We start from the raw sequence: 19562 nt of genomic DNA on the forward strand, positions 1-19562 counted from the left end.
CGCCGCAGCAGGACGCCGCGCGCCCGCGGATCGTCCACGGAGGCAGGCAGGGCGGACGTTCCGGCCCTCCGCGCAAAGCTGGCACGGCGTTTGCGATGGACTCTGCGTGGACGCAACGGCGCGTCCGCGACAACACGAATGCGGTACGGCGCGCCAACGGCGGTGTGCGGTACCTGGACAACGGCGTCCTCCGGTCACTTCCGGTGGACGCCGTTTTTGTTTTCCCAAGCCCCTTCCTCCAGCCGCCGCTGCATGCCACTGGAACCGTGCATCGCATTGCGGCCACCACGCGGAGATCTGCGGATGAACCGTTCCTTCTGGCGGGCCGGGCACACGCCCACGCTGTTGTCGGCGTTCCTCTACTTCGACCTGAGCTTCATGGTCTGGTACCTGCTCGGCCCGATGCAGGTGCAGATCGCGCAGGCGCTGGCGCTGGATACGCAGCAGCGTGCGCTGATGGTCGCCATCCCGATCCTGTGCGGTGCAGTGCTGCGGTTGTTCCTGGGCCTGCTGGCCGACCGCATCGGCGCCAGGCACGCGGGCCTGCTGGCGCAGGTGCTGGTGATCGTCGCGCTGGCCGTGGCCTGGCGCGTCGGCGTGCACAGCTTCGCCCAGGTGCTGCTGCTGGGCCTGATGCTGGGCGTGGCCGGCGCGTCGTTCGCGGTGGCGCTGCCGCTGGCCTCGCGCTGGTATCCGCCGGAGCACCAGGGCACGGCGATGGGCATCGCCGGCGCCGGCAACTCGGGCACGGTGTTCGCCGCGCTGTTCGCGCCGCTGCTGGCGGCCGCGTTCGGCTTCCAGAACGTGTTCGGCCTGGCCTGCATCCCGCTGCTGCTGGTGCTGGCCGTGTTCGCCGTCTGCGCGAAGGACGCGCCGGTGCCGGTCGCGCGCAAGACCCTGCGCGACTACGCGCAGGTACTGGTCGGCAACCGCGACTCGTGGTGGTTCATGTTCTTCTACGCGATCACCTTCGGCGGCTTCGCCGGCTTCGCCAGTGCCCTGCCGGGCTACTTCCACGACCAGTTCGGGTTCGATCCGAAGATCGCCGGCTGGGCCACCGCCGCCTGCGTGCTGGCCGGCTCGGTGATGCGTCCGGTCGGCGGGGTCATCGCCGACCGCATCGGCGGCACCCGCACCCTGCTGACGGTGTACCTGTCGGTGGCGCTGCTGGTGGCCGCGGCGGGTCTCGGCCTCGGCGGCGCGGCCGGCGTGGTGTGCCTGTTCGTGCTGACCCTGCTGTGCCTGGGCGCCGGCAACGGCGCGGTGTTCCAGCTGGTGCCGCAGCGCTTCGGCCGCGACATCGGCCTGATGACCGGGTTGATCGGCATGGCCGGCGGCGTCGGCGGCTTCCTGCTCGCGGCCGGGCTGGGCGTGGTCAAGCAGCACAGCGGCGGTTACGGCATCGGCCTGTGGGCGTTCGCCGGCGTCGCGCTGCTGGCCTGGGGACTGCTGTCGGGCGTGAAGCAGCAGTGGCGCAACCAGTGGACGGCGCTCGGCGCCGCCCGCGTCTGATCACGGGAACGAAACGATGAAGAAGCCACGCCTGGTGGTGGTCGGCAACGGCATGGCCGGCATCCGCACGCTCGAGGAGCTGCTGAAGCTGGTGCCGGACATGTACGAGATCACCGTGTTCGGCGCCGAGCCGCACCCGAACTACAACCGCATCCTGCTCTCGCCGGTGCTGGCCGGCGAGCAGGCGTTCGAGGAGATCGTGCTCAATCCGCTGTCCTGGTACGCGGACAACGGCATCACCCTGCATCTCGGCAAGGAGGTCACGCAGATCGACCGCGTGCGCCGCCGGGTGATCGCCGCCGACGGGACCGAGGCCGGCTACGACCGCCTGTTGCTGGCGACCGGCTCGGTGCCCTTCATCCTGCCGATCCCGGGCAAGACGCTGAAGGGCGTCATCGGCTACCGCGACATCCACGACACGCAGACGATGATCGACACCGCGAAGGTGAAACGGCACGCGGTGGTGATCGGTGGCGGCCTGCTCGGGCTGGAGGCCGCCAACGGGCTGAAGCTGCGCGGCATGCAGGTCACCGTGGTGCACCTGGCCGGCTGGCTGCTGGAACGCCAGCTCGACCCGGTCGCCGGCGGGCTGCTGGAGAAGTCGCTGGCCGAGCGCGGCCTGGACTTCCGCCTGGAAACTTCGACCACCGAACTGGTCGGCAACGCCGCCGGCGAGGTCGCCGCAGTGCGCTTCTCCGACGGCAGCGAGATCCCGGCCGACCTGGTGGTGATGGCCGCCGGCATCCGCCCGAACACGACCCTGGCCCAGGCCGCGGGCATCCACTGCGACCGCGGCGTGGTGGTCAACGACACCCTGCAGACCTACGATCCGCGCGTGTACGCGGTGGGCGAATGCGCCAGCCACCGCGGCGTCGCCTACGGCCTGGTCGCGCCGCTGTTCGAACAGGCGAAGATCTGCGCCAACCACCTGGCCAGCTACGGCATCGGCATCTACCGCGGCTCGGTCGCCTCGACCAAGCTGAAGGTGACCGGGATCGACCTGTTCTCGGCCGGCGACTTCATGGGCGGCGAGGGCACCGAGGAGATCGTGCTGTCCGACCCGGCCGGCGGGCTCTACAAGAAGCTGGTGATCCGCGACGACCGGCTGGTCGGCGCCTGCCTGTACGGGGACACCGGCGATGGCGGCTGGTACTTCCGCCAGATCAAGGACGGCACGCCGATCGACGCGCGCCGCGACACGCTGGTGTTCGGCGAGACCGCACTGGGCGATGCCGGCACCGGCGGCCAGGACCGCGCCGCGGCGATGGCCGACGGCGACGAGGTCTGCGGCTGCAACGGCGTGTGCAAGGGCACCATCGTCAAGGCGGTGCGCGAGCAGGGCCTGTTCACCGTCGACGAGGTCAAGAAGCACACCAAGGCGGCCAGTTCCTGCGGCTCGTGCACCGGGCTGGTCGAGCAGATCCTGATGAACTGCCTGGGCTCGAACTTCCAGGAAACGCCGAAGACCAAGGCCGTGTGCGGCTGCACCAGCCTGAGCCATGGCGAGGTCCGGCAGGCGATCCGCGAGCATCGCCTGGTCAGCCACGCGCAGGCCTACGCCTTCATGGAATGGCGCACGCCCAACGGCTGCGCGACCTGCCGGCCGGCGATCAACTACTACATGCTGTCGAGCTGGCCGCGCGAGGCGGTGGACGACCCGCAGAGCCGGTTCATCAACGAGCGCGCGCACGCCAACATCCAGAAGGACGGCACGTTTTCGGTGATCCCGCAGATGAAGGGCGGGGTGACCAACGCCGCCGAACTGCGCCGGATCGCCGACGTGGCCGACAGGTACGCGGTGCCGATGGTCAAGGTGACCGGCGGCCAGCGCATCGACCTGCTCGGCGTGCGCAAGGAGGACCTGGTCGACGTCTGGCGCGAGCTGGGCATGAAGTCCGGCCACGCCTACGGCAAGTCGATCCGCACGGTGAAGACCTGCGTGGGCAGCGAGTTCTGCCGCTTCGGCACGCAGAACAGCACCCAGATGGGCATCGACCTGGAAACGATGCTGGCCAACATGTGGAGCCCGCACAAGGTGAAGCTGGCGGTGTCCGGCTGCCCGCGCAACTGCGCCGAGTCCGGGATCAAGGACGTGGGCATCATCGCGGTCGACTCGGGCTGGGAGCTGCATGTGGGCGGCAACGGCGGCATCAGGACCGAGGTCGCCCGCTTCCTGGTCAAGGTCAGGACCGCCGACGAGGTGAAGGAGTACACCGGCGCCTTCCTGCAGCTGTACCGCGAGGAGGCCTATTACCTGGACCGCACGGTGCACTACATCGAGCGGGTCGGGCTGGACTACATCCGGCAGAAGGTGGTCGAGGACGCCGACAGCCGCCGCGCGCTGTACGAGCGGCTGCTGTTCGCGCTCGAAGGCCTGCCCGACCCGTGGGCGGCGCGGATCGCCGGGGCGCAGCAGCGCGAGTACGCGCCGTTGAAGCTGGAACGGCAGATCCCGGTGCTGCTGGAGGATCCGGCATGAGCGGCTGGATCCGGATCTGCATGATCGACGACATCCCGCTGCTTGGCGCGCGCGTGCTGCGCCGCGACGGCGCCGACGACATCGCGGTGTTCCGCCCGGCGCCGGACCGCGTGTTCGCACTGGCCGACCGCTGCCCGCACAAGGGCGGTCCGCTGTCGCAGGGCATCGTCTCCGGCGACACCGTGACCTGTCCGCTGCACGGCTGGAACATCCAGCTCGACAGCGGCCAGGCCTGCGCCCCGGACGTCGGCTGCGCGCGCCGCTATCCGGTGCAGCTGCGCGATGGCGAGGTCTGGCTGGCGCTGGAGGTGGCGTCGTCGCCGGCACCGGCGGGCGCCACCGACGCGGTGCCGGCCTGATGGACGGCGGCGGCCCGGATCCGGCCGTGCAGCGGCGCACCACGCGCTCGACCTGCTGCTACTGCGGGGTCGGCTGCGGCGTGCTGATCCACAGCGAGCACGACGCGCAGGGCGCGCGCATCGTCGGCGTGGAGGGCGACCCGCAGCATCCGGCCAACCATGGCCGGCTCTGCGGCAAGGGCCGCAGCCTGGCCGAGACCGCGCGCAGCACGCAGGGCCGCGTGCTGCAGCCGGAACTGCGTGCGCGCCGCCAGGATCCGCGCCGGCCGGTCGACTGGGGGCGCGCGCTGGACACCGTGGCCGAGCGGCTGGCCGGCATCGTCGAGCGGCACGGGCCGGATGCAGTCGCCTTCTACCTGTCCGGCCAGCTGCTGACCGAGGACTACTACGTCTTCAACAAGCTGGCCAAGGGCCTGCTGCGCACCAACAACATCGACACCAATTCCCGGTTGTGCATGTCCAGCGCGGTCACCGGCTACAAGCTCGCGCTCGGTGCGGACGGCCCGCCGACCTGCTACGACGATCTCGAGCACGCCAGGACCGTGCTGTTCGCCGGCAGCAACGCGGCCTGGGCGCATCCGGTGCTGTTCCGCCGCCTGGAGGACGCGAAGGCGCGCGATCCGCAGGTGCGCTGGATCGTGGTCGATCCGCGCCGCACCGACACCGCGGCCATGGCCGACCTGCATCTGCAGATCCAGCCGGGCACAGACGTGGCGCTGTTCAACGGCATGCTCCACCACCTGGTCTGGGAAGGGCTGCTGGACCGCGAGTTCATCGCTGCGCATACCAGCGGCTTCGACGCGCTCAAGCAGCTGCTGCGCGACTACACGCCACGGATGTCGGCCGAGATCTGCGGGATCGCCGCCGCCGACCTGGTCGCCGCCGCCGAGTGGTTCGGGCGCAGCCCGGCCGCGCTGTCGCTGTACTGCATGGGCCTGAACCAGTCCGCGCACGGCACCGACAAGAACCTCGCCCTGATCCACCTGCACCTGGCCACGCGCCAGATCGGGCGGCCGGGCGCCGGCCCGTTCTCGCTGACCGGGCAACCCAACGCGATGGGTGGACGCGAGGTCGGCGGCATGGCCACGATGCTGGCCGCGCACCGCGAGATCGGCGACGACGGCCACCGCGCCGAGCTGGAAACGCTGTGGCGCCTCGCGCCGGGCAGCCTGTCGCCGCGTCCCGGGCTGGCCGCGGTGGACCTGTTCGACGGCCTGCACAGTGGCAAGGTCAAGGCGGTGTGGATCGCCTGCACCAATCCCGCGCACTCGATGCCGGACATCGCCCGCGTGCGCGAGGCGCTGCAGCGCGCCGAGTACGTGGTGGTGCAGGAAGCCTTCGCCGGCACCGACACCGTGCCGTTCGCCGATGCGCTGCTGCCGGCCAGCAGCTGGGGCGAGAAGGACGGCAGCGTGACCAACTCCGAACGCCGGATCTCGCGCGTGCGGGCGGCGGTGCCGCCGCCAGGCCAGGCACGTGCGGACTGGTGGATCGCACGCGAGGTCGCGCGCCGGATCGAGGCGCGGCTGGCCGCCCCGGGCGCATCGCCGCTGTTCGAGGCCGACTCGCCGCGGGCGATCTTCGACGAACACCGCGACCTCACCATCGGCCGCGACCTCGACATCGGTGGGCTGGACCATGCGCGCCTGGACGCCGACGGCCCGCAGCAGTGGCCGTTCCCGGCCGGCAGCGCGCAGGGACAGGCGCGCCGCTATGTCGATGGCGTGTTCGCCACCGCCGACGGGCGCGCGCGTTTCCACGTGACGCCCTACACGCCGGTGGCCGAGCAGACCTCGGCGCGCTTCCCGCTGCGCCTGCTCAGCGGCCGTCTGCGCGACCAGTGGCACGGAATGTCGCGCAGCGGCCGGGTGCCGGCGGCGTTCGCGCACAGCCCGGAACCGGCGCTGCAGATGCATCCGGACGACGCGGCCCGGCGCGGCCTGCGTGCCGGCACGCTGGTGCGCGTGGCGAGCAAGCGCGGCGCGCTGGTGCTGCCGCTGGAGCTGTCCGACGAACTCGCCTCCGGCACCGTGTTCGCGGCGATGCACTGGAGCGGTCAGCATCTGTCCAGCGGCGGCATCAACGAACTCAGCCAGCCGGCGGTCGACGCACGCTCGCGCCAGCCCGAACTCAAGCACGCCGCGGTGCGGGTGGAGCCGGCGGCGTTCGGCTGGCACCTGCTGGCCGCGCGCCGTGGCGATGCGCTGGCGCTGCAGGCCGCGGTGCAGCCGCTGCTGAAGGCCTGCGGCTATGCCGGCGTGTCGCTGCACGCGGATGCCACCGACACCACCCAGGCCTGGCTGGTGCTGCGCGCAGCGGCGGACGCGGCGATGCAGCCCGACTGGCTGGCTGCGCTGGACGACGCCCTGCACCTGCACCCGGGTGCGGACACGCTGGAGTACCGCGACGCACGCCGCGGGCTGCTCAAGCGCGTGGCCTGGCGCGCAGGGCAGGGCGGCAGCCGCGTCGACGGCCTGCTGTGGGCCGGCGGCGAACCCGGCGGGCAGCCGCTGCTGCAGACGGCGCTGGCCGGCATGCCGTGGCAGGGCCCGCGCCTGGCAGCGTTCGCGTCGCTGCCCACCGTCGCCCGCGATCCGGTGGTGTGCAGCTGCCGCCAGGTCACCGCATCGGCGATCCGCGGCGCGCTCGATGCCGGCGACGACCTGCCCGGACTCAAGCAGCGGCTGGGTTGCGGCACGGTCTGCGGTTCCTGCCTGCCGCAGCTGGCGCGGATGGCGCGCGAGGGCGCCAGCGCATGAGTCCGCACGCGCCGGGCTCGCCACCGCGCAGCCAGCACCGCTTCGACCGCATCCATCCCCACGGGACGACCGCCATGCACACCGCCGCTGATTCCGGCCCGCGCCGCATTCCGTCCGAGGTCGTGCTGCTGTCGGCCGGACCGGGCGATCTCGACCTGCTGACGCTCAAGGCGGTGCGTGCGCTGCAGGCGGCGCAGGTGCTGCTGCTGGACGAACTGGTCGATCCGGGCATCGTCGAGCTGGCGCCGCAGGCGCGCGTGATCCGGGTCGGCAAGCGCGGTGGCTGCCGCTCGACGCCGCAGGCCTTCATCTGCCGGCTGATGCGGCGCTACGCGCTGCAGGGCCTGCGGGTGGTGCGGGTCAAGGGCGGCGATGCGCTGCTGTTCGGGCGGGCGGGCGAGGAGATCGCCTTCCTGCAGGCGGCCAGCGTGCCGGTCCGCATCATCAACGGGATCAGCGCCGCGTTCGCCGCCGCGGCGGCGCTGGGCGTTTCGCTGACCCATCGCGAGCACTGCCACGGTGTCACCTTCGTCACCGCGCACACCGCCGACCATGGCGAGCCGGACTGGGCGGCGCTCGCCCGCGGCGGCACCACCCTGGCCATCTACATGGGCATGGGCCGGCTGGCGTCGCTGGCGGCCGGACTGCTGCGCGCGCTGCCGGGCGACACGCCGGTCGCGATCGTGCAGGCGGCCAGCCAGGCCGGCGAGCGGCGCCTGCTGACCCGGCTGGATCGCCTGGCGCAGGTGGCCGCGGAGGTCGCTGACGGCAGCCCCGGCGTCGTCCTGGTCGGGCGTGCGCTGGCCGAGGCACGGGAGTACGTGTCCGCGCGCGAACACGGTGTCGGTCAGGTGGTCGTCCGGACCGCGGCGGCCGCGGGCTGACACGCCGCTGCTGTGACGCAGCGCCCGCTTCGTGCATGGCGAGCGGCGATGCGCGGTGGATTGATCAGGATCAAGGACGCGCCGCGCCGGCGGGGGCACGATACGCCCACTCCCGGACACGAGGGTCCGCCCCATGTACCACCACATCCTGATTCCGACCGACGGTTCGTCGCTCTCGGCGCATGCGGTGGAGCAGGCGCTGACCCTGGCCAAGAGTGTGCAGGCCACCACCACGGTGCTGACCGTGCTCAACCCGTTCCATGCGTTCGCGATGACGCCGGAACTGATCGCCGATACCCGCGAGCAGTACGAGCGTCAGGTGCGGGACCAGGGGGCGCGCTGCCTGGCGGCGGCCGAGGTCGTGGCCCGTGCGATGGGCGTGCCCTGCGACACGGCGATGGTCGAGCACGAACTGCCGTACGAGGCGATCATCGAAACCGCGCGCGAGCGTGGTGCCGATCTGATCGCGATGGCCTCGCACGGGCGTCGCGGACTGAGCGCGCTGGTGCTCGGCAGCGAGACCCTGAAGGTGCTGACCCACTCCAACATCCCGGTGCTGGTGTTCAGGAAATGACTTCGCGTTGACGTGGTCGCGGCGGAGGGCGGACGGGGCCCGCTCCCGCCGCGGCCACATCACGTCGCGGTACCCCCTCCGGTACCGCGACCCTCTTCCGCCGCCCGGCATCCGCGTGATGCCGGGCGGTTTTTTCATGGGCCGCCGTCTGTGCCGCCGCCACTGGATGGGCGTGGAAAGCGTGGCCGCACCGGCGCACCGGAGGTAGCCGATCCGCGGATGGATGCGGCGCCCGGCGGTGACATGCATGCTCCCGCTGCCACGCGTCCGCACCCATCCGGCGAGGATCGCGACCCGCACTCCGTGTCGTGAGCCTCGCGCTACTGCAGGCGTGGCAAGGCTGAAAGCCGGGCCGGCCCGTGGCTGCTAACGCGGCGTGCGCCTGCGCGTCGCCTGGCCGCGTGCAGGCCGCGGCGGCGTACCCTTCGCTGCCGGCAGGCCGACGAGCGCGGCCGGCAGCTCCGGCATCGGCGTGCGCTCGTCCAGCGCCTCGCGTTTGAGCCAGTCGATGAACAGCGCCGCGGCCGGGCTCGGCGCGCGGTGCGTCGGGTAGACGATGTAATAGGCATGGCGCGCCTTGAGCGCCGGCCCGGGCAGCCGCACCAGTTCATGGCGCTGCAGGTAGGGCTCGGCGATGCGGGCCCGCGCCAGCGCGGCGCCGATGCCGTACACCGCCGCCCGCATCACGTCGGTGCTGTCGTTGAAGGTGTGCATCGGCGGCAGGGCCACGCCGCGCGCATCGGCGGCGCGGAACCAGTCGCGCCAGCTCTGCGGCGACAGGTCGGTCAGCAGCGGCAGGCCGGCGATGTCGCGTGCGGACTGGATCCGGGCCAGCTGCGGCAGTGCCGGGGAGGCCACCGGAAACAACTCTTCGTCCATCAGGTGGTGCGCCTGCAGCCCCGGCCACTGGCCCTCGCCGTAGCGCACGCCCAGGTCCGGGCCGCCCTCCTCGAAGCGCGAGAACGCGCTGTCGGTCTGGATTTCCAGCCGCACGTGCGGATGCGCGGCGCAGAACCCGGGCAGTCGCGGCAGCAGCCAGCAGTAGGACAGCGAACGCAGCGTGGTGATCCGCAGCGGCGCGGCGTCCGGATCCGGATGCAGGTTGCCGGCGACCGCGGCGATGTCGTCCAGCGCGGCGCCGGCTGCATCGGCCAGCTGGCGCCCCTCGGCGGTGAGCTTGACGCCGCGCGCATGGCGTTGGAACAGCGTCGTGCCGAGCAGCGCCTCGAGCTTGCGGATGTGGTGGCTGACCGCGCTGGCGGTCAGGTGCAGCTCGTCCGCGGCATGCGCGAAGTTCTGATGGCGCGCCGCGGCGACGAACACGCCGAGGGCAGGCAGGAGGGCGGGGCGCAGCTTCATCGCGAGACATGAACCAGATTTGTGGCTTGCCGCGATACTACGCGCTTGTCGGCATCGCGCCGCAGGCGGATGCTCGCCTCCCGTCACCAGGATGCCTTCCGCGATGCGCGCCGCCACCACCGCACCCGATCCCTTCGCCTGCCGGACACGGTCGATCTGCGGAGGCGGGGCATGAGCGCGCCGCAGGCCGAAGCGATCGCGGTCGGCGACGGCGCCAGCCGCGACCTGCGCACGCCGCTGGAGTTGCTGTTCCTGGGCGTGGTCTGGGGGTGCTCGTTCCTGTTCATGCGCGTGGCCGCGCCGACATTCGGTGCGGTGGCGCTGGTGGAACTGCGTCTGGCCCTGGGCGCGGCGGTGCTGCTGCCATTCCTGTGGGTGGCACGCCGCCATTTCCCGCTGCGGCGCTGGCCGATGCTCGCCGCCATCGGCGTGCTCAATTCCGCGTTGCCGTTCCTGCTGTTCGCCTGGGCAGCGGCGCGTGCGCCGGCGGCGATCGGCGCGATCTGCAACGCGATGACGGTGCTGTTCACCGCGCTGATCGCGTTCCTGTTCTTCGGCGAGAAGATCGGCAGCCGGCGTGCCGCCGCCCTGATGATCGGCTTCGTCGGCGTCCTGGTGCTGGCGGCGGGCAAGGCCGGTGGCCTCAGCGTCGGTCCGGCCGCGCTTGCGGGCGCCACGGCCTCGCTGCTGTACGGCATCGGCTACAACCTGGTGAAGCGGCACATGGCCGATCTGCCGCCGGCGGCGTCGGCAGCGGCGACCCTGGGCAGCAGTGCGCTGCTGCTGGCGCCGCTGGCCTGGTTCCACTGGCCGGCCACGCCGGTGCCGCTGCAGGCCTGGGCCTGCGCCGCCACGCTGGGCGTGCTCTGCACCGGGCTCGCCTTCCTGATGTATTACCGGCTGATCCAGCGCATCGGCCCGGCACGCGCGTCGACGGTGACCTACCTGGTGCCGGTGTTCGGCGCATTGCTGGCCTGGGCGATCCTGGACGAACCGCTGACCTGGACGATGGCGCTGGCGGCCGCGCTGATCCTGGGCAGCGTGGCCTTCAGCCAGCGCGCCCGCTGAGGCGACGGCGCGCGTCGCCGACGCATCAGGCGAACAGCCCCTGCGTCATCGACAGCGGCGCATGGCGGCGGGCGAGGCCTTCCACCGCCATTCGCAGCATCGCCGGGGCGACATAGCGCCGGTGCACCGCACTGATCGCGGCCATGTAGAACCTGCCGAACGCGTTGCGGCAGCGCACGCGCGTACCGAGCGTGACCTCGACGCCGTCGGAGGTGATCCGCACGCCGACGCACGAGCGGAACACCAGGTGGCGGTCGTCCGCACCCAGCAGCACCTGCGCACCGCGGCCATCGGCATCGATCCGCTGGTCGAGCACCGGATGGCGTCCGGCGAACAGCCGCTCGCGCTCCGGCGACAGCAGCGAGGACACCGGACAGCCGAGCGGCGAGGTCCGCAGCCGCAACGGCCGGACCAGCAGGTTGCGCAGCTGCATCAGCCGGGTGACGCCTGCGGGGCGATGCTGCACGAAACCGTCCAGCACGTCGGCCAGCAGCGCCTGCGCGTGGGTGCCATCGGCGACGCCGCCCTGCAGGCGCAGGACGAACGTGTCCTGGTGATGGAATCCTGGCAGCTGCGCCAGCAGCAGCGAGTCCGGCGGCGGCGCCGGCAACGCGCGGACACCCTGCGTGCGGCCCTCGACGAAACCCTCGCCCGGCGAGAAGCGTGCCCGCAGCCTGCCAATCGGACCGCGCAGCGCCGCGCACAACCGCTGACGCCAGCTGCCCGGCGGCGCGTGCAGCGCCAGCCGCACGGTCGGCACCGCCTGGCGTTCCAGCGGATGCCGTGCGATCCAGGCCTGTACGGCGTGCGGCAGGGTCTCGGTCAGGCTGGCGATGGTCGCGTCGCCGGCGAGCACCTGCTGCTGCACCGCACCGGCGGCCAGCCCGCCGAGTTCATCGGTGTGGCAGGACAGCGCGAACAGCACCGGATGCGGCGTGCCGGGCTGCAGCGGCGCGAACTGGTGCCAGGTGCCGCCGCCGAAGCGCACGGTGAACATGCAGTCCGGCGGAATGTCGACGTGATGCAGCGCGGCGGCGAAGTGGGCCGGGTCGCGCGCCAGCTGCGCATCGGAGGCGGTGGAGAACCGCAGCCGTGCGCCGCCGCTGCCGCTGACCGCGGTGAACACGCGATGCCCGGCGTGACGGTGGAACGGATGGCCGGCCGGACCGACGCCGAAGGTGAACAGGGCGCTGCGCTCGCCGGCGTCGAAATCGGGTGCGGCGATCCGGACCGAGGGCTCGTCGAGTTCATCGACGAAGCCGCTGTGGCTGGCCTGCCGCGCACCGGCATCGCGATGCATCCGGTCGCCGGCGCCATGGCCGAGCTGCGCGACCAGCACCACCTCGACCGGCAGACCGCCGGAGTACGAACGGATGCGGGCCCTGGGGAATCCTGCAACGACGTCGGCATGGCGGCGCATGACGCGGCTCCTTCTGTCAGCGGGTCTTCGGCGGGGGCGTGCGAGCACCGGTCTGTCGGGCCCGCGCCTTGGCCTCGCGCCTGAGCGGCCCGGCGGTCGGGCAGACCTCGAACGCGAAGCCGGTCAGCGTGTTGACCAGGTTGTCCGGCACCAGGCGGTAGAACACGTACTGGCCGCGCTTGTCGCTGGCGACCAGGCCGGCCGCCTCCAGCACGGACAGATGGCGCGAGATCGCCGGTGCGCTCATCTCGAACCGCGCGGCGATCTCGCCGGCGGTCAGTTCCTGTGCGGACAGGTAGGCAAGGATCTCGCGCCGGGGGCGCGAGGCGAGGGCGTCAAAGATGCGGTCCACGGCCATGGATCCACCGTTTAGATAATTAACGTAATTGCTAAATATCTAACTGCTGGCGCGATGTCAATCAGGTGTCTGGAAAGCAACTGGATGCGTCTGGCCTCGCGTTGTCGCTTCCGGCCAGCTGCTCCACTGCGTGTCTCTTTCGCGCACCCCCATGCATCTGCTGCGGATCCGGTTGGCGAGGCGACCCGACCGCCGCCTGCACCTGGTGACCGCCTCATCGCTTCAGGCGATGACCGCGTGCTGGTCGATCGGTCTTACTCCACACCGTCTGCGCTCGCCGCGTGTCAAGCGACACCGGTGTCGGATCCGGCGTCTTCACGCTGTCTCCACGTCTTCCAACTAGAGCTGAAAGTGGGGGAATGACACGGCTGAAAAGGCCGCTATATTCCAGTCTCCCCAGACGAAGGAGGAGTCCAAATGCTCCTGAACAAGCAACATCTGAAGGCGGCACGCATGCTCGGCGTGGCCATTGTCGTGACCGCGAGCCTGAGCGCGTGCAACACCTACAAGGAAGAATTCGCAACCATCAACTCGCGCCTCGACACGCTCGATACGCGGGTACAGGGTGCCGCCCAGAGCGCCGAGTCCGCCAACCAGTCCGCGCGCCAGGCCAACCAGCGCCTGGATCAGATCGAAGGTCGCGTCCAGCAGCTCGAGCAGGCCCCGCGCCGCACGCCGCGCGGCTGATGCGACCCGGCAACCAGTGACTCCTGCGGGGGTCACTGGTTGCCTGAAGCACGCATTGGTTTTTTGAGGAATCGATCATCCGTACGTACTCATGCTCCGCACTTGGCGCCCTCTATGGCGCGCTGGTGATCGCACTGGCCGTTGCGAGTGTCGACGTCGCCAGTGCGAAGGACGCGCCCGCGCAACCGGTCGCCGCCGTCGATGAGCTTCCGCAGGGGCAGGAGGTGTCCGACACGGTCATCGAACTGGCCGGCTGGGTCGTCGCAAGCGAGGACGCGCAGGGCTATCCGTTCGCGATCATGGACAAGGCCGCTGCGCAGATCCTTGTGTTCGGTGGCGATGGTCGCCTGCGTGGCGCGGCGCCCGCGCTGTTCGGCTCGGCGATCGGCGACCACACCGCACCCGGCGTGGCCGGACTGGCGCTGCGCGAGATTCCCGGGCGGGACCGCACGACGCCGGCGGGCCGCTTCATCGGTGGTTACGGCCCCTCCATCGACGCCGGACGCGTGTTGTGGGTGGACTACGAGTCCGCCGTCTCCATCCATCCGATGCCGCCGGGTAGCCCGGCCGAGAAGCGCGCCGAGCGGCTCGCGTCTCCCTCGCCCGACGACAACCGCGTGACCCACGGCTGCATCAACGTCTCGCCTGCGTTCTACGAAGGGATCGTCCAGGCGACGTTCGAACGCGGCGGCGTGTTCTACGTGCTGCCGGACAACGACGCGCTGGAGGACACCTTCCCGGAGTTCGCGCAGAGCCGCGCGGCCACGCAGGAGGGTGATCGGAAGCGTGGGCGCGCCGCCAGCAGGTGAGGCCTGAGGCCACGCCGCGCCGCGGTGCGGCTGAAACCTCGACATGCCGCCGGCGCTCATGCCGTTCGACGCGCGCGTCCGGCGCCGTTGCCTGATCCGTCGAGTTTGAGTGTGCTGTCGGTGGCCATTGCCCGGCCACCGCCTCGCCGTCCATTCGAACGACGCGCGCTGCGCTCGTCCGCGTTTCGCGGGCGTCGTTATCCGTTTCCTTCCTTCCTGTTGTCCTGTTCTTCCTTTTTCTTCTTCTTGCCCTGGTCGTAATGCCACTTGATGGCGAAGAACATGCCGATGCCCAGCACGAGCACCTTGAACACGATGAAGACGACAGGGAACCAATCCACCATTTCAGTTACTTCCAAGCGATGACGTCATCGAGCGTCGAGAGGGAGTGCCGTCGCGGACCGCCGCGCGGCAGTTTCGCGTTCCGGTCGTAGCGACGCGGAACGCGCGGGCCGGCTTTCAGCGCTTCGGCGCGCGCACCGGCAGCGGCACGTTGCACAGGTCGATATGGCCGGCCGGGCGCTTGTAGAAGCTGTCGCGGCGGTTGCGGCGGGCTTCGACGATCTCGCTGAAGGTGGCGGTATCGGTGCGCAGCAGTTCCAGCGGTGTGCGCTCGGCGGCCGGCACCTCGCTCGCCAGCCGGATCGCGCGGATCGGGGTGCGCAGCGCGGCGTCCGCGTAGAAGCCCATCGGCTCCGGTCCCCGCCGGATCGTGCTGAGCAGCTCCATGCCCTGGACCACGCGGCCGACGGTGGTGATGTTGCGGTCCAGCTGGCGTGGCGACTGGCCCGTCACCACGTACAGCTCGGCGCCGATGCTGCTGTCGGCCGCCTCGTTGCGCCCGGCGCCCAGCGTGCCGTAGCAGTGCGCCAGCCAGGCCTTGCCGGTGGCCGGATCGCGGCCGGCGGGGAAGCCATCGGCGAAGCCGACCTCCGGCGCCCAGCCGTCGACATCGGGCAGGCGATCGAAGGCCAGACCGGCGGCGCTGCGCTCGAACTCGGCCGGCAGCTGGCGCTTCGCGCTGCCGAGATCCTTCGCCTTGGCCGCGTCGTCCGCATCGGCATCGCCGAACTGGACCACGAAGTTGTCCTGCGAGCGGTAGATGCTGGTGCCGTTCCAGAACCCTTCGCCAGCCAGGGTGCGGATGTTGGCGACGTGCTCGGGCGCGAAGTCCGGTGCCAGTTCGATCACGACGCGGCCGGCGTCCAGTTCCAGGTACAGCGTGCTGGCCGGGTCCAGCGTGCGCCAGGCCGAGGCTGGCGAGGCGTCGAGGATCTGCTGCGGGCTGCGATAGGGCGTGTCGGCCGCGGTGGCCGTGGCCGGGAGGCCGCAGGCGAGGGCGGCCGCCAGGGCGATCACGCGGGGCGGGGCGATGGGGCGCATGGACGGTCCTCGGGGCGAGACTGCGATTCTCGCCGCGTGCCGGACATCCGCCAATGGGGCGGAACGCCCCACGACAGTCGAGGTCATGACTACCGGCACATCCGCTATACCAGACTTAATACTAGTCTGACCTCCAGATTAGCGGAGGTGGACATGGACACTTCGGACACCGCGGATGCCCAGCTCAGGAAGTTCCAGAAGGAGCTCAGCGCGGGGACCGTGTCGCTGGCCCTGCTGGCGGTGCTGGCCCAGGCCGCCGAGCCGCTGTACGGCTACCTGATCGCCAAGCGCCTGGAGCAGGTCGGCGACGGCGTGCTCAGCGGCAAGCAGAGCGCGCTGTATCCGGTGCTGCGCAACCTGGAGGGGGCCGGCCTGCTCGACAGTCACGTCGAGCCGTCCGTGGCCGGGCCGCCGCGCCGCTACTACCGCATCACCGACGTGGGGCGACAGACCCTGCGTCACTGGATGGCCGCCTGGCGCGCCACCCGCGATTCCGTCGATTCCGTCCTGGAGGGGGTACCCGCATGAACATCGAACACGCCGGCCGGCCGTTGCCGACCACGATCCCCGAGTACCTCGACCAGCTGCGCACGGCCCTGTCCGATGCCGACCCGGCGATGGTGCGCGACGCCCTGTACGACGCCGAGGAGTACCTGCGCTCGGAACTGGCCGAACAGGCCGGCAGGAGCGAGGCCGAGGTGATCGCCTCGGTGGCCGGCAGCTACGGCGCTCCCGAAGAGGTGGCCGAGATCTATCGCGAGACCGAGGTCACCGTGAGCCGTGCGCTGCGCCCGCCGCAGCCGCCGAAGCAGCGCTCGCTGGCCGGTCGCTTCTTCGGCGTGGTGGCCGACCCCTACACCTACGGCTCGCTGTTCTACATGCTGCTGTCGCTGGCCACCGGCATCTTCTACTTCACCTGGGTGGTGACCGGCGCGGCGCTGTCGGCCAGCCTGCTGATCCTGATCATCGGCGTGCCGCTGCTGCTGGTGTTCCTGCTGTCGGTGCGGGTGCTGTCGCTGGTGGAAGGGCGCATGGTCGAGACCCTGCTCGGCGTGCGCATGCCGCGCCGGCCGCTGTACACCCAGCGCGACAAGCCGTGGCTGAGCCGGATCGGCGAGATGTTCACCGACCTGCGCACTTGGAGCACGATGCTGTACCTGCTCCTGATGCTGCCGCTGGGCATCGTCTACTTCACGGTCTTCTTTACCGCGTTGTCGCTGTCGTTGTCGTTCATCACCGCACCGCTGCTGGTCTGGACCGGCCTGGCGGACTCGGCGATCTCGGTGGACGGCTGGCTGATCCTGAGCGTGCACGACGGCATCGTCGGGACCTCGGCGCCGTTCTGGATGCTGCCGGCGATCTTCCTGGGCGGGGTGCTGCTGCTGTTCACGAGTCTGCACCTGGCCCGCGGCCTCGGTCGCGTGCACGGCTGGCTGGCCAAGCACCTGCTGGTGCGCGAGCCGGTGGTCTGACGCCTGCGCAAGCGCGACCTGGAAAGAGAAAAGCCCCGCAGTGCGGGGCTTTTTTTGTGTGGAGCGGTGGGCTCAACCGTCGTGGCGGGCGAAGAACGCGCGAACCTGCGGATAGACCGTCTCGCGCCAGCGGCGGCCGCTGAAGATGCCGTAATGCCCCGCGCCCTCGACCGTCAGGTGCTCGTGCTTGGCCTTGGGGATGCCGGTGCACAGATCGTGCGCGGCTTCGGTCTGGCCCAGGCCCGAGATGTCGTCCAGCTCGCCCTCGATGGTCATCAGCGCGGTGGTCTTGATCGCCGCCGGCTTGACCGGCTTGCCGTCGATCTTCCACTTGCCGCGCGGCAGCAGGAACTCCTGGAACACGGTGCGGATGGTGTCCAGATAGTAGTCGGCCGGCATGTCCAGCACCGCGTTGTACTCGTCGTAGAACTTGCGGTGCGAATCGGCGTCCTGCATGTCGCCCTTGACCAGGTCCGAATAGAAATCCCAGTGCGACATGAAGTGGCGGCTGGGATTCATCGCGATGAAGCCAGCGTGCTGCAGGAAGCCCGGATACACCTCGCGGCCCTCGCCCGGGTAGGGCTGCGGCACGGTGTGGATCACGTTGTTCTCGAACCACGACAGCGGATTGCGCGTGGCGAGGTTGTTGACCGCGGTCGGGCTGCGGCGCGCGTCGATCGGGCCGCCCATCATCACCAGCGAGCGCGGGGTCGGCTCGCCGGCGGCGGCCATCAGCGACACCGCGGCCAGCACCGGCACGGTCGGCTGGCACACGCTCATCACGTGGATGTCGGCCGCGCCGATCTGGCGGATGAAGTCCTGCACGTAGGCGACGTAGTCGTCCAGGCCGAAGCTGCCGTCGGTCAGCGGCACCATGCGCGCGTCGACCCAGTCGGTCACGTAGACCTTGTGGTCGCGCAGCAGGGTGCGCACGGTATCGCGCAGCAGGGTGGCGTGGTGGCCGGACAGCGGCGCGACCACGAGGACCGCCGGGTCGTCCTTAAGCGCGGCGATGGTCGTCGCGTCGTCGCTGTAGCGCTTGAAGCGGACCAGCCGGCAGAACGGCTTGCGCGCCACTTCCTGCTCCAGCACCGGCACCTTGCGGCCTTCGACGTCGACCTCGTGGATGTTCCACGGCGGCTTCTCGTAGTCCTTGCCGAGCCGGTGCATCAGCTCGTTGCCGGCGGCCACGCGTTCGGCGCCCGGCAGCGACGAGGCCCAGCTGCTCGGATCGGAAAAGATCCGCGCGTTGGCCTCGGCCAGATGGATCCAGGGGGCCATCATCGCCCGGTTCAGTTCATGCAGCTGATACAGCATGGTGTGTCCGTGTTTCCGGTCAGGCGGCTGTTGCATCGCAGCATCTTACCGGAATCGACCGCCACGCAAGGGCTGGGTCGCAGCCCCGGCTGAGACGTTCAGCCGTGGCCCGGCGACGCTTCAGGAAGTGCAGGGGCGATCCGCGATCCGTGCGCGGGCTGCACCGGATGAAGCGCGAAGGCCGCAAGCGGCGATGGCCCGTCAGCGCTGGGGCAAGGGGATGAACTCGTTCTCGCCCTCGATCCGGCCGAAGCGGCCGTCCAGCCAGTCCTGCTTGGCCTGCTCGATCCGCTCCTTCGAGCTGGATACGAAGTTCCACCACAGGTGGCGGTGCCCGTCCAGCGGCTCGCCGCCGAGGAACATCGCCTTCAGCGGCGTCTTCGCGCGCAGGACCGGGCGGGTGCCGCGCTCGGGCACGACCAGGTGGCGGGCGGGGATGTCCACGCCATCGAGCTGGGCCTCGCCATCGAGGATGTAGATCGCGCGCTCCACGTGCTGGCCGTCGAGCGCGAGTTCGGCATCGGGCTGCAGATCCACCGCGACGTTGAAGGTGTCGGCGAACACCTGCACCGGCGACTCCTCGCCGTAGGCGCGCCCGGCGATCACCCGCAGCCACACGCCATCGCGCTGCTGCTGGGGCAGGCTGGCGGCGCCGTGGTGGAAGAACGCCGGCGCCGTCTCCTCATGTTGCTTCGGCAGCGCGACCCAGGTCTGCATGCCGTGCGCGGTGCTGCCGCTGGCGCGTTCGATCACCGGGGTGCGTTCGGAATGCGAGATGCCGCGGCCGGCGGTCATCCAGTTGACGTCGCCCGGCCGGATCACCTGGTCCGAGCCGAGCGAGTCGCGGTGGTGGATCGCGCCCTCCCACAGGAAGGTGACGGTGGCCAGGCCGATGTGCGGATGCGGACGCACGTCCATGCCGCGGCCGCCTTCGAACACCACCGGGCCCATGTGGTCCACGAACACGAACGGGCCGACGCTGCGCGCCTGGATCGACGGCACCGCGCGGCGCACGACGAAACCGTCGCCGAGGTCGTGGGTGCGCGGTTCGATGATGGTGGTCATGGCCTGGCTCCGGAGGCTGGGCGCACAGGATGGCACGGCCTCGCGGCCGGGCCGACG

At 70.8% G+C, this 19562-nt stretch carries 18 protein-coding genes; 11 read left to right on the forward strand and 7 right to left on the reverse strand.

The window, feature by feature from the left end; genetic code table 11:
* Positions 1 to 342: 342 nt before the first annotated feature.
* The 6 genes from IB242_RS09835 to IB242_RS09860 all read left to right on the forward strand — a co-directional run bounded on the left by IB242_RS09835 (position 343) and on the right by IB242_RS09860 (position 8567).
* Positions 343 to 1512 (forward strand): nitrate/nitrite transporter, encoded by a 1170-nt coding sequence (locus IB242_RS09835; RefSeq protein WP_192279261.1) that lies wholly within the window; start codon positions 343 to 345, stop codon positions 1510 to 1512.
* A gap of 16 nt (positions 1513 to 1528) precedes the next feature.
* Positions 1529 to 3991 carry a nitrite reductase large subunit NirB gene (gene nirB / locus IB242_RS09840; protein ID WP_192278626.1) on the forward strand — a complete coding sequence of 821 codons (2463 nt, stop codon included), beginning with the start codon at positions 1529 to 1531 and terminating at the stop codon, positions 3989 to 3991.
* Positions 3988 to 4350, forward strand: coding sequence for a nitrite reductase small subunit NirD (gene nirD, locus IB242_RS09845; RefSeq protein ID WP_192278628.1), 363 nt, complete (start codon positions 3988 to 3990; stop codon positions 4348 to 4350). The genes nirB and nirD overlap by 4 nt, the downstream gene beginning before the upstream one ends.
* A complete protein-coding gene (locus IB242_RS09850) occupies positions 4350 to 7109 on the forward strand; it encodes a nitrate reductase (RefSeq protein ID WP_192278630.1) in 2760 nt (919 codons plus the stop codon). The genes nirD and IB242_RS09850 overlap by 1 nt, the downstream gene beginning before the upstream one ends.
* Positions 7110 to 7183: 74 nt before the next feature.
* Positions 7184 to 7993: a uroporphyrinogen-III C-methyltransferase gene (cobA, locus tag IB242_RS09855; RefSeq protein ID WP_192278632.1), complete on the forward strand. Its 810-nt coding sequence runs from the start codon at positions 7184 to 7186 to the stop codon at positions 7991 to 7993.
* Positions 7994 to 8126: 133 nt separating this feature from the next.
* Positions 8127 to 8567: a universal stress protein gene (locus IB242_RS09860; RefSeq protein WP_192278634.1), complete on the forward strand. Its 441-nt coding sequence runs from the start codon at positions 8127 to 8129 to the stop codon at positions 8565 to 8567.
* Positions 8568 to 8933: 366 nt separating this feature from the next.
* Here IB242_RS09860 and IB242_RS09865 read toward each other — a convergent pair whose 3' ends face one another.
* Positions 8934 to 9926: a LysR substrate-binding domain-containing protein gene (locus tag IB242_RS09865; protein ID WP_192278636.1), complete on the reverse strand. Its 993-nt coding sequence runs from the start codon at positions 9924 to 9926 to the stop codon at positions 8934 to 8936.
* Positions 9927 to 10097: 171 nt separating this feature from the next.
* Between IB242_RS09865 and IB242_RS09870 the strand changes: the two genes are divergently transcribed.
* Positions 10098 to 10994, forward strand: a complete 897-nt coding sequence (locus IB242_RS09870) for a DMT family transporter (protein WP_192278638.1) — start codon at positions 10098 to 10100, stop codon at positions 10992 to 10994.
* Between the two features lie 25 nt (positions 10995 to 11019).
* Here the strand turns inward: IB242_RS09870 and IB242_RS09875 are convergent, their stop codons facing one another.
* Together IB242_RS09875 and IB242_RS09880 are read right to left on the reverse strand one after the other, a co-directional pair.
* Positions 11020 to 12414: a DUF2867 domain-containing protein gene (locus tag IB242_RS09875; protein WP_192278640.1), complete on the reverse strand. Its 1395-nt coding sequence runs from the start codon at positions 12412 to 12414 to the stop codon at positions 11020 to 11022.
* Between the two features lie 16 nt (positions 12415 to 12430).
* Positions 12431 to 12772, reverse strand: coding sequence for a metalloregulator ArsR/SmtB family transcription factor (locus tag IB242_RS09880; RefSeq protein ID WP_192278642.1), 342 nt, complete (start codon positions 12770 to 12772; stop codon positions 12431 to 12433).
* 417 nt (positions 12773 to 13189) lie between these two features.
* Between IB242_RS09880 and IB242_RS09885 the strand changes: the two genes are divergently transcribed.
* Both IB242_RS09885 and IB242_RS09890 read left to right on the forward strand, forming a co-directional pair.
* Positions 13190 to 13459, forward strand: a complete 270-nt coding sequence (locus IB242_RS09885) for a hypothetical protein (RefSeq protein WP_192278645.1) — start codon at positions 13190 to 13192, stop codon at positions 13457 to 13459.
* 128 nt (positions 13460 to 13587) lie between these two features.
* Positions 13588 to 14268, forward strand: coding sequence for a hypothetical protein (locus IB242_RS09890; RefSeq protein ID WP_192279263.1), 681 nt, complete (start codon positions 13588 to 13590; stop codon positions 14266 to 14268).
* A 197-nt stretch (positions 14269 to 14465) separates the two neighbouring features.
* Here IB242_RS09890 and IB242_RS09895 read toward each other — a convergent pair whose 3' ends face one another.
* A complete protein-coding gene (locus IB242_RS09895; RefSeq protein ID WP_192279309.1) occupies positions 14466 to 14609 on the reverse strand; it encodes a hypothetical protein in 144 nt (47 codons plus the stop codon).
* A 118-nt stretch (positions 14610 to 14727) separates the two neighbouring features.
* A complete protein-coding gene (locus IB242_RS09900; RefSeq protein ID WP_192278647.1) occupies positions 14728 to 15651 on the reverse strand; it encodes a peptidylprolyl isomerase in 924 nt (307 codons plus the stop codon).
* A gap of 153 nt (positions 15652 to 15804) precedes the next feature.
* Between IB242_RS09900 and IB242_RS09905 the strand changes: the two genes are divergently transcribed.
* Positions 15805 to 16179, forward strand: a complete 375-nt coding sequence (locus tag IB242_RS09905; RefSeq protein ID WP_192278649.1) for a PadR family transcriptional regulator — start codon at positions 15805 to 15807, stop codon at positions 16177 to 16179.
* Positions 16176 to 17123, forward strand: a complete 948-nt coding sequence (locus IB242_RS09910) for a sensor domain-containing protein (protein ID WP_192278651.1) — start codon at positions 16176 to 16178, stop codon at positions 17121 to 17123. Before IB242_RS09905 ends, IB242_RS09910 begins: the two co-directional genes overlap by 4 nt.
* Positions 17124 to 17195: 72 nt before the next feature.
* Here IB242_RS09910 and phaZ read toward each other — a convergent pair whose 3' ends face one another.
* Positions 17196 to 18440: a polyhydroxyalkanoate depolymerase gene (gene phaZ, locus IB242_RS09915; protein ID WP_192278653.1), complete on the reverse strand. Its 1245-nt coding sequence runs from the start codon at positions 18438 to 18440 to the stop codon at positions 17196 to 17198.
* A gap of 201 nt (positions 18441 to 18641) precedes the next feature.
* Positions 18642 to 19505: a pirin family protein gene (locus IB242_RS09920; RefSeq protein WP_192278655.1), complete on the reverse strand. Its 864-nt coding sequence runs from the start codon at positions 19503 to 19505 to the stop codon at positions 18642 to 18644.
* Between the last annotated feature and the right edge of the window lie 57 nt (positions 19506 to 19562).

The sequence above is a fragment of the Xanthomonas sp. XNM01 genome (genome assembly GCF_014851915.1).
Taxonomy (GTDB): domain Bacteria; phylum Pseudomonadota; class Gammaproteobacteria; order Xanthomonadales; family Xanthomonadaceae; genus Pseudoxanthomonas.

Bases quoted from the DNA above. Each gene is read 5' to 3' on its own strand.
- nirB (WP_192278626.1), top strand. From the start codon at position 1,529: ATGAAGAAGCCACGCCTGGTGGTGGTCGGCAACGGCATGGCCGGCATC.
- nirD (WP_192278628.1), top strand. From the start codon at position 3,988: ATGAGCGGCTGGATCCGGATCTGCATGATCGACGACATCCCGCTGCTT.
- IB242_RS09850 (WP_192278630.1), top strand. From the start codon at position 4,350: ATGGACGGCGGCGGCCCGGATCCGGCCGTGCAGCGGCGCACCACGCGC.
- cobA (WP_192278632.1), top strand. From the start codon at position 7,184: ATGCACACCGCCGCTGATTCCGGCCCGCGCCGCATTCCGTCCGAGGTC.
- IB242_RS09860 (WP_192278634.1), top strand. From the start codon at position 8,127: ATGTACCACCACATCCTGATTCCGACCGACGGTTCGTCGCTCTCGGCG.
- IB242_RS09865 (WP_192278636.1), bottom strand. From the start codon at position 9,926: ATGAAGCTGCGCCCCGCCCTCCTGCCTGCCCTCGGCGTGTTCGTCGCC.
- IB242_RS09870 (WP_192278638.1), top strand. From the start codon at position 10,098: ATGAGCGCGCCGCAGGCCGAAGCGATCGCGGTCGGCGACGGCGCCAGC.
- IB242_RS09875 (WP_192278640.1), bottom strand. From the start codon at position 12,414: ATGCGCCGCCATGCCGACGTCGTTGCAGGATTCCCCAGGGCCCGCATC.
- IB242_RS09880 (WP_192278642.1), bottom strand. From the start codon at position 12,772: ATGGCCGTGGACCGCATCTTTGACGCCCTCGCCTCGCGCCCCCGGCGC.
- IB242_RS09885 (WP_192278645.1), top strand. From the start codon at position 13,190: ATGCTCCTGAACAAGCAACATCTGAAGGCGGCACGCATGCTCGGCGTG.
- IB242_RS09900 (WP_192278647.1), bottom strand. From the start codon at position 15,651: ATGCGCCCCATCGCCCCGCCCCGCGTGATCGCCCTGGCGGCCGCCCTC.
- IB242_RS09905 (WP_192278649.1), top strand. From the start codon at position 15,805: ATGGACACTTCGGACACCGCGGATGCCCAGCTCAGGAAGTTCCAGAAG.
- IB242_RS09910 (WP_192278651.1), top strand. From the start codon at position 16,176: ATGAACATCGAACACGCCGGCCGGCCGTTGCCGACCACGATCCCCGAG.
- phaZ (WP_192278653.1), bottom strand. From the start codon at position 18,440: ATGCTGTATCAGCTGCATGAACTGAACCGGGCGATGATGGCCCCCTGG.
- IB242_RS09920 (WP_192278655.1), bottom strand. From the start codon at position 19,505: ATGACCACCATCATCGAACCGCGCACCCACGACCTCGGCGACGGTTTC.